Below are 12,565 nucleotides of genomic sequence, written 5' to 3'. Positions count from 1 at the left end.
GCAGCAGTACGCGCTCTATCCGAACAATAACAATATTTTAGGAGCCAACATGTTTGCAAAAAAACAGATAATTACTGCCTCACTGTCAGGCTTAGCCTTGTTGACTGCGAGCCACTATAGCGTCGCACATCCTCACCCAGATAACTTAGCATTACGCTGGCAAGTCGTGGATCATGGCATTGGAGAAAACATCTTTCTTGGCAGTTTGACGATTACTAATAATGGTCTTGAGCCGTTGGGTGAGTCTGGCTGGGCGCTTTATTTTAGCTCGGTAAGGCCGCCTGCAAGCGTACTACCAGACTCAGATCCAAATGGTCAGTATGCGCGCCAGCATATCGCCGCACAGAATCTAAGTTTAGAAAATGCCGATGAAGCAAAAAGTGGTGATTACTTTGTACTTAAGCCCGTAGCGGGTTTTGCCCCCATTCAACCCGGTGAGTCTCGTACTATTGAAATCGTTGCACAGTATTGGCAAATGCTGAAAAACGACTCACCGTCGGGTTTTCACATTAGCTACAATAATCAAGCGCCTCAAGCTGTGCTGGTGGACGTGATGATGGACCCTAGCGATCCAAAACAAACAAAGCAAGCGGTTAACGATAATATGCAGGTGCAAACGTCCGCCATCCGATTCGCCGAAAACAGCGCGACGCACATGACATTGCCGCTGAAAAATCGCTTGGTTCCACAGCCCCATTCAGTGGTCACACCGAATGATGAATTCTTAACTTTGATGAGCCAATTAACCAGTATTTCAGCGCCGACTTCATTGACCAAAGAAGCCTCCTTCTTACAAACTGCGCTGCGCGATATTCTGAGTGGCACATTTGCGATTAATAGCACCGTGCAAAATGGCCCGAACCTTATCAAGTTGCAGCTAGACCCAAATCTCGATACCAATCAAGACAATCAGCCGGACGCAAGTGGTTATAAGCTTGAGGTCGATGCATTTTCGGGGATCACCATTACTGGAAGTGACACCCAAGGGGTGTTTTATGGTATTCAAACACTTCGTCAAATGATCCCAACCACTGTGTATAAAACGGCTAAAAACTCAGCCACTTTGTCCGACAATGCCGTACTACCCGCTAGCACTATTTTGGATGCACCACGGTTTGAATATCGAGGCATGATGCTGGATGTGTCGCGTAATTTCCAAAGCAAAGAAACGGTATTTAAGTTGTTAGACTTAATGGCTTTTTACAAGTTAAACAAATTTGAAATTAACCTTGCCAACGATGAAGGTTGGCGACTAGAAATTCCCGGTATTCCTGAACTCACGGAGTTTGGAGCAAAGCGGGGATATGACCTGAGCGAAAGTACGATGCTGCATACGTTTATGGGAGCTGCCAATGGCTTTGCGCCAGGAGATGGGATTGAAAATAAACCCACGGATGAAACAGCTGCAAACTTAGGTACCGCGCCTAGTTATCAAGGCTTTGAAATTGCTCAGCAAAACTTTCTCGGTAAAGGCTGGGGCTACTACACGGTGAATGATTTTAAAGAAATTCTTCAGTATGCCGCTGACCGTCATATTGATGTGATCATCGAATATGATTTTCCAGCCCATGCGCGCGCAGCAATCAAAGCGATGGAATATCGCTACAACAAATACAAAGATAGCGACCCAGTTGAAGCAAATCGTTTTAGATTGATTGATCCGCTCGACCAGTCGCAGTATTACACCCCACAATTTTATACCGACAACTTTGTGAACCCAGCACTTGAGAGCACCTTTACTTTCCTCAACCATGTGGTGAAAGAAACACGCGCTATTTATGATGCCGTGCCCGATGCGACATTGACTCGGCTGCATGGCGGTGGTGACGAGCTGCCACATTTAGGTCCGAATGAATGGTGGGCGCAATCTCCAGCGGTAGATCAAAACCCAGCTACGGCGGGCAAAACCGATGCAGAGCTGTTTGACTACTTCTTTTTACGCTGGAAGCAGATAGTCAATCAGCATGGCTTTGATATGGCAACTTGGGGCGATGTGTTATCGCACAATGGTACGGGTAATGTAAGTTACGGTGAGATATTCCCCGTGTTTTGGAATAACGTGTGGGGTTGGGGCAATGAGCATCAGGCCTACAAATTTGCGAACCAAGGTCACAAAGTCGTGCTGGCCCATGCGACAAACTTGTATCTTGACCTTGCGTATAACAAACATCCTGATGAAATAGGCTATCATTGGGCAGGTTACACAGATACCAAAAAGGCGTTTGAATATCGTCCGTTTAATATTTACGCCAATGCAGAGCGTGACAAGCTAGGCAATCCAGTGCCGTGGGACCCAAAATGGGTGTTACTGAGCGAAGCGGGTAAACAAAATGTTCAAGGTATTCAGGCGCAACTATTTGGCGAAAACCAAAAGTCACCAGAAATTCTTGATTATATGACTTTCCCGAAATTACTGGGTGCCGCTGAGCGTGCATGGGTGCAGGATATGCCTGCGCAAGGTGCAGCGACTACCGAGGCTTGGCACACCTTTACTAATACCTTAGGACAATACGCTCTACCACTATTGGATTATTACCAAGTGGTCGATATTAATGCTCAAATACCACAGCAAGTAGGGGTAAATTATCGTATTCCGTTACCTGGAGGCGCGATTGAAGGTGGTAAGTTAATCGTCAATACCCGGTTTGTTGGCATGGCTACGGAGTATTCGGTTGACCAAGGCGTAACATGGCATCGCTATGAAGGGCCTGTGACATTGACTGCGTCATCTAAAGTACAACTCAGAACGGTGAGTGATTCGGGCAAAGTAAGCCGAGTCGCAACGGTTAATTAAGCAAATTAGTTTAAGCAACGCCAGCGAACCTATTAATTTTTGGCTATTTATGGGTTCGCTGCACGCTAACACAAATGGAAGAGTAGGATGCGTATTCATGCCACTGTTATTATCTTTTAAGCGTAAAGCAGTCGATACCACTAAGGTCGCTGCAAACGATGACCTTGCACGTCGTCAGCAAGTAGAGCAGCTGTTTTTAAAACAACAGCAAAAGCTGATCCGCCATATTATGGGCAAAGGGTTAGACAAACGTGAGGCGGAAGACGTTGCCCAAGAGGCGTTTGTAAAGTTGCTTGGACTTGAGCAGGATAATGTCAGCAACTACATCGCCGCGTACCTGTATAAAATTGCAACCAATTTGGCCATTGATAAGCTGCGGCGCAAAGCGCGTAGCCCGTTTGATGATCGTGAGCACGATAGCGATCAAATGCCACAGCCTTGTGCAAGTGCTAACCCTGAACAAAACCACCACAACCAAGAGCTACTTAAAGAAATGGAAAAGTCTCTCGCAAGCTTACCCGACAAATGTAGGCTGGCTTTTTTATTGTATAAAATACGTGGTCAAAGCTATGAGGAGATAGCTTTGACCTTACAGATATCCCCAAGTATGGTAAGAAAATATGTATTACGTGCAGTTCGTCATTGCTACCAGCAGTTACAGCATGAGCTTTGATCATGAGTGTTAAGGATATAAACATGACTCCATTATCTGACGATTTAGCAATAATTGAAGAACAAGCCGCTGATTGGTTATTAGTCTTAGACGAGCAGCAGATCTCACCTCACGATAGCACTCAATATCCACAGCCGCTAAACGCTTGGCTAGCTGAAAATTCGCAACACAGTGACGTGTTCAACAAAATGTTGGAGCTTTGGACGCTTTCAGCCCAACTTGACGATGACTATGTTACTCAGCAGCTTGCACAGCTGGATGCACAAAACACCACGGCTGTAGCTGACATTAAACCACCATCCAAACGCCGCGCTCAGCCTTGGTATCTTGCGATTGCCGCGACTTTGCTGCTGTTTGGTTTGGTGACTTTTATGGCACCGGAGCAGCCACTACAGCAAGCACCTGTTGCCAGTGTCAAGCCTGCACCAGTCGATACAGTGTACAGCGAGTTCTTTCAAACTAAGGTCAATGAGCATCGCACCATTACCCTTGATGATAATAGTCAGGTTGATTTAGGGGCCAATAGCCAATTAGCTGTTCGCTACAGCAACACTTCAAGAGAACTACTGTTATACCAAGGTGAGGCGCTGTTTAGCGTGAGTAAAGACAAGCAGAGACCGTTTATCGTGCGCTACCAAAACAGCCAAGTCGAGGCGCTAGGCACAGTGTTTAATGTTCGCGCCAATCCGGCTTCAATTAGAGTCGATGTGCTTGAGGGCCGTGTGGCTGTGACTCAGCAACAAGCCATTAAATTGACCCAAGGGCAAGCGGTAGAAGTCACGCAGCAAGGCGACGTTACCCGTAGTAAAGCCCAAGGTGAAGCGTTGACCATGGCGTGGCAAAAAGGCTACTTAGTGTATCAAAACGCAGAATTAGGCAATGTGCTTAATGATGTGTCGCGATATAGCGAAATCAAAGTGAAGTTAAGCGATCAACGCCTAGCAAAACTGACTTACAATGGCACCTTTTTAACCACTGAAATAAGCGATTGGCTCAATAGTTTAGAAAAGATTTATCCGATCACCGTGATGCAAAAAGGTGAGGAATACACCCTAATCGCAAATTAGCTAAAAGTGTCATAGCAAAGTCACAATATAAGTGGTACAAAGTTTATACAATAATAAAGACATTGATTTAAACTATGTTATTCAAGCTATTAATCCCGCTGTTAGCGTGGTTAATATGGTTTGGTGGCGTTGCATTTGCTACCACGGATCATCAATTTAACTTGCCTAAAGCGACTTTGCAGCAGCGTTTACTCGATATTGCCGCGCAAAGTGGCTGGCAGTTAAGTGCAGCCGAAATCCAAGATAACATTAGCGTTGAGCAGATAACTGGCCGCTACACCCTCGAACAAGTCTTGCTCACCAGCTTTCAGCAAGCTGACTACGACTTTTCCCTAGACCCAGAGCAGCAGCGTATTTTTGTGACTCCTAAAAAACTTGAGTCTGCACAACACTTTGAGCGCATTATCGTAACGGGTGTAAGCGGTAAAAACCGTAGCATTTTAAACTCGTCTATTTCAATCACTCAGCTTGCAAGCCTACAACTTGAAAAACAAACACCGTATTCCAGCGCAGAGGCGCTTAAAAATATCACCGGTTTTTGGGTTGAAGACTCGGGAGGTGAAACCAACAATAATGTAGCACCAAGAGGACTTAGAGGCGGCGAGGGGTTTAGATTTATCAGCCTCATGGAAGATGGTTTGCCCGTGACCTATGACGGTATTTGGGGGGACTTTTTTTTACGTCCAGACCTAACCCATCAAGCCATTGAAGCGGTGCGTGGCGGCAGTAGCGGTATTTTTACGGTGAACGGGCCAGCGGCAATGGTGAACTATATCGGCAGGCGAGGTTCAGAAAATCCTTTTAATTTAGTGAAAGTGAGTCAGGGATTGAGCTATGACTACGCTCGTTTTGATGGCGTGTTTAGCGGAGCGTTGAATGATGAATGGTTTTATACGGTAGGCGGGTTTTATCGTACTTCTGATGGTATTCGGGAGCCGGGCTATCAAAGCGACTTAGGCGGCCAAGTGAGTGCGCGCATGAGCTGGTTAACCGACGCATTTGAGCTTGATTTTAGCTATAAACATTTGAACGATAAAACCAGCTTTTACGCGCCCTTAGTGATGCAAAATAGCGGCGAAATTCGAGAGCTGGCGAGCCTGCCTTATGACGATGGAACACTATTGAGCGACGACTTAAGATCGCTCACCTTCTTCACTCCAGAAGGACGCGTGCAGCGTGACTTAGAAGACGCCCAGCAAACACGCCTAAATAGCTACACTTTACTGTTTAACACGCCGCTTTTTGAACACTTTAACCTGAGCAATCGTGCGCGATTTTCAAGCTTAAACAATGACCTGTATACCTTAATGAATTTGGGCAACCAAACCATAGTCGACGCCACAAACCGACTGCAACACGCCGATATCACCGAATTTAAACGCCATTTTGCAAATAGCGCATTGCGCCCTCGATACTTACGTTATTCAGATAACACCTTAGTTGCCAACCCCGCAACGCTTAATGGTAATGGTCTCGTGACCGCTAGTTATCCTTTATATTCACGTTACAAGCAACAGCAGCTGGTAAATCATTTTAGTGTGGACTATCTCGACGCGCAGTGGTCACTGACCCTCGGTCATATTTACGCACGAAGTGATTTCGATGAGTTACCACTAGATAAATGGCTTGGCGCGTTACTAACGGATGTAAAGCATCAACCCGAGCGACTGGACATCGTACTGGTTGATGGGCAAGAAAAGGTGATTGCCAATTTTACCGAACAAGGCTTTTTATCTTACGCCGGTCCCGTTTATTTAAGCGGTAGCGGCTTGTCTCAATCACATTCGCTGTATGCCAATATAGACTGGCAGCTCACTGAAAACCTTAGGGTTGACTTGGCGCTGCGTAATGAACACCTTAATCTCACCAGCACACTACTAGAGGGGGTAAAGTCGTACACCGATTCATCAAAAGCCGCTTATTCTCACTATCTCCCGGCTGCCACTTGGCGTGATTCCTTTACGCAAAATGCGCTCAGTATTGGCACAAATTACCAAATTGGCGACGCGATGGCGATATTTGCACGTTATTCCGATGCCTTTGAAATGCCACGGCTCATTAATTACGGCAATGGCCGCGGATGGGCTAAAAGTGAAAAAGAACGCGCACAACAAGACTTTGGTCAACCCATTCGTTTGGCGTTAGGTGAAGTTGGACTGCGTTATCAAACCGCTGATTGGCAGTTTAGTGGCGCGTTATTTGAAACCAAGTTTGATCCGCTCCCGCTTACGGTGTATCGCGGCGCGGCTACGACTCAACAAGCCGTTTCAATCAATACCCAAACACGAGGGCTGGAGTTCGAGTTTGACTATCAATACAGTCCGGCTTTGCAATTTAGAGCGATAGGTGTGTGGCAAGACGCTGGGTTTTACGGCATTCCTAAGCAATTGCCACAAAGCGAATTTAATGGCAATCAAATAACACGCACGCCGGAGTTACAACTACGACTAACGCCGGAATACAAAGCAGGACCTATTACCGCGGCTATCACCTGGTCGTATGTTGGTAAACGCTATTCGGATATTGCCAATCGGTTTGCCTTACCGGCCTATCAAACATGGGATTTATTTACCGAGCTGGCAATTAATGACAAGCTCAGCGCACAGCTTGAGGTTAAAAACCTCACCAATGCTTTGGGATTGACTGAGGGCAATCCTAGGGACGATTTAAGCCATCAAGAGGCTATCTTTTATGCTAGACCCATTTTTGGTCGCACCATCAAACTTTCGTTAAGTTATCAGTTTTAAGCGAAACCGATATTATTCGAGCAATTCTATTCCTTGACTTAAAGTGAACTTGAAGTTGTATGCTCCTCTTAACCGAATGACAGTGACCAAACAGTAAGAGGCAGAGGCAATGCAAAATAGCTTAGATAAAATCGTCAATGACATAAAAGCCAACTGGAGCGGGCTAAATTCAAACACCACAGTAACGGTACGTGAATTGTTAAGCGAACTTACTCAGTCTCCACCGCACGAGCCTTGGCTTGCGAGCATTATGCGTGAAAGACTGGCATCAAAAACACTCTACCAAGACCTTGAATATGGTTTTATGCTGCTAGCCCATGCCGAAGAAAAGGGCACGTACCGCCGGCCTCACGATCATGGCGCAGGTTGGGTATTTTATGCCGTGCAATCCGGCGAAATGGAAATGACAACTTACAAACCCATCACCACAGCAAGCGGCGAAACCCACCTTGTATCCCGAGGAACAGACACGCTCAAAGCCGGCGATTGCCGAGTGTTTCTACCCGGCGATATCCACGACACCCGCTGCTTAACAGATAACTTCGTTCAATATCGTTTAACCAGTTGTGACTTTAAAGAAGAGAAACGCTCAGGACGGATGATCCAGTATTTGAGTGAGGTGTAGTGGTTTGCAAAAACGCAAGGCGATAGTGGGTTTAAGTGTCGTTGCTGACATTTAATCATGCAGTTTTGAAGGGAGTTTGTGCAAATCTCGGCCGTTCAACAGCTACCATGATAGCTTGCAGTCAATTATGGTAGCTGACGTTCAGACAGCTCGTTTTTGGACAAAAACGTTTTAGGTCGTCGGCTGTATTAGACGAATTTCGCTTAAAAATTCCTATGGGCTAACGCCCTAATAACCGGCAGATAAAGTTTGGCTAAACTCGCGAAGAATGAGCGAAGCCAAGCTTTATCTGTCCGAGTTGATTAGTTTGTTAAGAGCCCGAACTAATCGAACTAATAATATTTGCAATATAACTTACACCCAACCATTGAATAGCAAAGCCAGTAGCAATAGCCCCCCAAATATCCTTTACTTTAATCATGATAAGAAACTCAGTAGTTGCCAACCTCGAGATTAATATTGTCGCTACAGACGCTAATAATACGGAAGTTGTACCCCCAATGATTGTTGCCTTTAGGACTTCCCACACTCCAACACCAAAAGGTATTGCACCTGTTAATGATTGAATTGCGAAACAGAGTAAGCCACCAATAGCAGCGCCTAAAATCAAAACCCAAGGAGAGGGAGCCATTTCAATGTCTTTTGAAACAGTTATTGGAAAAGAGCTACCAATGTTTGATACTTTTCCTTTCTTATTAAACTGTGGCTTCGTAGAAAATATATGCATTGTTGAAAAAACTTTAAATATTCCTGGGCTAAAAAAAGAGTAGTTTTTCAGAGCGTTAGCTACTAAGCCCCAGTTACTTACTTTACCTTCAGACCTTGCTATTGGGGGAATTTTCCATACGATTGAATAACTTGCTCCAGAGTCAATTCTCACAACTTCATGCTGAGGTCTTGATTGGATGGTAGGAAAAAATGCACCTATAGATCCTCTATCACTTGCATGTCCATACATTTCAGGAGCTAAGGCAACGGTGCTTAATGTATCAATTATCCAAATTGGCTTGTCGGATCTATTGTGTATTTCACCTGATATTGACCATAGCTCGCCAGCCACTGGAGCTGTTCTTGAAGGGTGAAGTTGAATATCCACATCAGGTTCGAGTAAGCATTCATCGCCACCTATTTCGCCATCAAAATCGATTTCTTCATGCTCTTTTTGTAATTCAGCCATAATGTCAGCAAAATCTTCTTTGCTAATCTGCTCCTTCTCCTCAGCTACAGCATCAATGTGTTCGCTCATAATTAAGTCTTCCTTTTAATTGTTACATCTATTCTGTACGAGACAGGGCTCTTAACATTTTAGTATTTATGCGACACGCAGTTTGTGTTGCATAATCGCTTGTTGGACTGAGCTGCTACCTGCTCGGTGTGACAGAGTTGGTGTTGTTTATGCTATAGGAATTTGCTTTTTGGAGGCTATCACTTTCCTAGCTAGTGTAATCAGTTTAGCTAGTGTTTGTAAGCTTTCCCTGCATCGCTCAGCGCTTATTATGTCTTCATTACACCTAAATTCGCCTTAATAAGCAATTATATTTTTTACGCGCACAGAGGCCGCTAGCCTGAGCAATTAAGCAGGTTAACTACTTGATTTTACACAGTAGTCCTAATCAAACATACCCTCCTTGGCAGATATCAAAGCGCATCCATGCGCTTCTCGTTCATTCTTTTTAAACGACGAAAAAGAACGAACCAAGAAAACGTCGCCCCAGCATCACACTCAATCCTCAAATCCTAAGCCGATATAGTGCAACCGTCTTGTAAGGCACGTCCATGTGCCAGACAAGACTTAGCCGACATCCTGTCGGCACATTGCATATCAGCTTATGCTTTTCGGGTGTGATGGAGGGGGAATAAGTTGCTTGTAAGATCTTCTACGTTTTTACTATGAAGCTGTTTGCAAGGGTTACAAAAACTATCTGCATCGCCTCCTAATTAACAGTCTAAGTAGTTTTGTGGGAGGTGGTTCACCCGCCGAGAAGTTATGTTTTTCTGGTGTGGTTAAGGGGGGATTAGTTTTGGTTGCGAGTTCTAGTTTTTCTCTCAAAAGCAGCAAATTTGCCTGCAAGCACCAAACAACACTATCAGCACTGTTTTCCTCCCTCATCACACCCGAAAGTAAAGTGCCAATGAGTCATTTCAACGCATGGATGCGTGAAAAGCTGTGTAAGGGCCAAGGATGGCCCTTACACAGCGGTGACGTTCATATTGGCGATTTACTTGAGGAGTCAGCGTGATGCTGGGAGTGCCCTTCCTTTTGCATACTTGTTCTTTGGGCATCAAAGAAAAGTATGTCGTAGCCCATGGATGGGCGTCGAAACCAGTCAGGAGGACGGGCTGACTTTACACATACTCTCGAGTTATTGGAGAAATCACCCTCCTTGGCTAATATCAAAGCGCATCCATGCGCTTCTCGTTCATTCTTTTTAAACGACGAAAAAGAACGAACCAAGAAAACGTCGCCCCAGCATCACACTCAACCCTCAAATCCTAAGCCGATATATAATACCAATTGCACTAAGTCTCCAATCAATTTGAAGGGTGAAATACCATATTAGCGTCGTTAAAAATTTCTCATTTAGAACAACTAAATAGCAAAATTTTTGCCTAGCTACTAAAGCTATTTCTCCGCTTCAAATTGCTCATTTACCTAATACAATTGGTATCGCAACCGTCTTGTAAGGCACGTCCATGATGCCAGACAAGACTTAGCCGACATCCTGTCGGCACATTGCATATCAGCTTATGCTTTTCGGGTGTGATGGAGGGGGAATAAGGTGCTTGTAAGAGCTTCTACGATTTTTACTATGAAGCTGTTTGCAAGGGTTACAAAGGAAAATAACTAACACCCATCACAATTAACAAACGGCGATATCCACGACACCCGCTGCTTAACAGATAACTTCGTTTAATATCGTCTAACCAGCTGTGACTTTAAAGAAGAGAAACGCTCAGGGCGGATGATCCAGTATTTGAGTGAGGTGTAAGCACCTATAGCCGAGGGTGTAATGCTAAAGGTTTTGCTGTTGATTTTGTTGAATAAATAAAATAAAAAAGAAACTTATATCTATTAGTTATATTTCGTGTATAGTGGGCGACTCAATAAGTTACCTATTAATGTAACATTTAGTTCAAGTTCTTCTCAGTTTCCTTTCGAACCAGTTCGTCATATATGCTCTGCGATATCTTTTCCTTTATTACATACTTAGTAACTAATATTTTTTAATATATCGAGGTATATATGTCTAATAAGATTTTAGGTTCAGTAAAATGGTTTAATGAGTTAAAAGGTTTTGGCTTTATTACACCTGAAAATGGTAGTCCAGATGTTTTTGTTCACTTTAAATCAATTGTAAGCGAAGGCTTTAAGACACTGAATGAAGGTCAAAAAGTGGCTTTTGATGTTGAGCAAGGGGCTAAAGGTCCAAATGCTGCTAACGTTACTTTGGTATAAGTAGCGAATAGACTGGAGAGGACTTCCAGTTAATATCCATCTCTCAAAGTAAAAGTCCATTTCAATATTAACACCATAATTTCATAAAACTCCACTTAATTGATGTGCGTTTTTTAACTCACATTGATAGGGAGTTTTATGCGTTTTTCGTTCATATTATTTTGTTTTGAGAGGTAGTATTTTAAATTGAAAAAACAGTCGAAAAAAAAGAGTGGCGAAGATGCGGCTCTTGATAAAAGTAAGTCAAATAATATTCACGTTGTAAGAAGAAAAATCGAAGATATTCTGTCTGAACGAGAGCGAAAGAAATTATTGGGACTTTGATTTAAAGAGAAGTGAGTTATGGCTAGACCAAGAAGACAAAGTAGTAAAAAAACACGGAAAGAGGATTTTGAAGGTAAACTTGAACAAGTGGTAGGTGAATATCGTCAAGCAAAAGAAGTGCTTGATGCTCTTACGGAAGATTCGGTCGAATATAGCGAGCAAAAAGATAAGTGTGACAAGCTCTTTGCGCGTGCTGAACGTTTCATCAATAGACAGTCTTAAGACTCATAAACTTCAACATTAAAGCAAATGACAAGGCATGTATCTGCCTTTAACCCCGCTTTAAATTTGCTTACCTGAGTTGCAAAGTTCAAGGAATGAACCAAAAGCTAATATAGAAAAGTTAGCGTTTATCTTAACTAATTCGTCTGAACAAACCCTACATTAGTTCGCTCATTTAAACCAATTTTTTGTTTGTATAAATAAAGGTAGTGGATCATAGCTACACTAGTTTTTTATACACTTCCCTCTGATTCTATGACCAAAATTCTCGCCTTTCCACGAGGATGTGCAATATGCTCAGTGCCAATTGACGCATAAAAAAATCACCTGTGTGCAATAGGGCAAGTTAGTGGTGGGTGTCAGCGATTTCGTCTTGCTACAAAATCCGTTAATATAAATGAACTAAGGGCCCGATTTGAGCAGGAACGGGCATTCAAAATATCCCTTCGTGTAGTTCACTTAGGCATGGGCTTACATTTTCAAAAAACGACCAATTTCAGACGGGTTTTCAATAGATGGTCAGTATAACCCTGATTTCAGATAATAAGTGCGACACTCATGGGATCGCGTAGAAGAGGAAGCCAACTGCTGAAAGTGGTACGCTCTTCTCGCCAAAGAAACAAGCAGTACTACCATGAGATATCAGCAGTTGACCG

General features: G+C 43.7%; 8 protein-coding genes. 7 read left to right on the top strand and 1 reads right to left on the bottom strand.

Annotation, left to right across the window (positions count from 1 at the left end; genetic code table 11):
• The first annotated feature begins 49 nt into the window (after positions 1-49).
• The 5 genes from NH462_RS15435 to NH462_RS15415 all read left to right on the top strand — a co-directional run bounded on the left by NH462_RS15435 (position 50) and on the right by NH462_RS15415 (position 7,906).
• Positions 50-2,794, top strand: coding sequence for a family 20 glycosylhydrolase (locus NH462_RS15435; RefSeq protein ID WP_253106467.1), 2,745 nt, complete (start codon positions 50-52; stop codon positions 2,792-2,794).
• 97 nt (positions 2,795-2,891) lie between these two features.
• A complete protein-coding gene (locus tag NH462_RS15430) occupies positions 2,892-3,467 on the top strand; it encodes an RNA polymerase sigma factor (RefSeq protein ID WP_253106465.1) in 576 nt (191 codons plus the stop codon).
• Positions 3,468-3,490: 23 nt separating this feature from the next.
• Positions 3,491-4,534 (top strand): FecR domain-containing protein, encoded by a 1,044-nt coding sequence (locus NH462_RS15425; RefSeq protein WP_253106463.1) that lies wholly within the window; start codon positions 3,491-3,493, stop codon positions 4,532-4,534.
• Positions 4,535-4,608: 74 nt separating this feature from the next.
• The gene (locus NH462_RS15420; RefSeq protein ID WP_253106461.1) at positions 4,609-7,281 is read left to right on the top strand and encodes a TonB-dependent receptor; all 2,673 of its coding nucleotides are present in this window, start codon (positions 4,609-4,611) and stop codon (positions 7,279-7,281) included.
• Positions 7,282-7,390: 109 nt separating this feature from the next.
• Positions 7,391-7,906: a hypothetical protein gene (locus NH462_RS15415; RefSeq protein WP_253106458.1), complete on the top strand. Its 516-nt coding sequence runs from the start codon at positions 7,391-7,393 to the stop codon at positions 7,904-7,906.
• Between the two features lie 310 nt (positions 7,907-8,216).
• On the opposite strand, the gene NH462_RS15410 is transcribed toward NH462_RS15415, so the two are convergent.
• Positions 8,217-9,152 (bottom strand): hypothetical protein, encoded by a 936-nt coding sequence (locus NH462_RS15410; RefSeq protein ID WP_253106456.1) that lies wholly within the window; start codon positions 9,150-9,152, stop codon positions 8,217-8,219.
• Between the two features lie 1,998 nt (positions 9,153-11,150).
• On the opposite strand from NH462_RS15410, the gene NH462_RS15405 reads away from it, so the two are divergent.
• Both NH462_RS15405 and NH462_RS15400 read left to right on the top strand, forming a co-directional pair.
• On the top strand, positions 11,151-11,363 hold the full coding sequence (locus tag NH462_RS15405) for a cold-shock protein (RefSeq protein ID WP_010375758.1): 213 nt from the start codon (positions 11,151-11,153) through the stop codon (positions 11,361-11,363).
• A gap of 342 nt (positions 11,364-11,705) precedes the next feature.
• Positions 11,706-11,909 (top strand): hypothetical protein, encoded by a 204-nt coding sequence (locus NH462_RS15400; protein ID WP_010375761.1) that lies wholly within the window; start codon positions 11,706-11,708, stop codon positions 11,907-11,909.
• Positions 11,910-12,565: the final 656 nt, after the last annotated feature.

It is taken from the genome of Pseudoalteromonas sp. OANN1, from assembly GCF_024124685.1.
In the GTDB taxonomy this organism is placed as follows: domain Bacteria; phylum Pseudomonadota; class Gammaproteobacteria; order Enterobacterales; family Alteromonadaceae; genus Pseudoalteromonas; species Pseudoalteromonas piscicida.
This window is presented reverse-complemented; position numbering and strand designations above follow the sequence as displayed.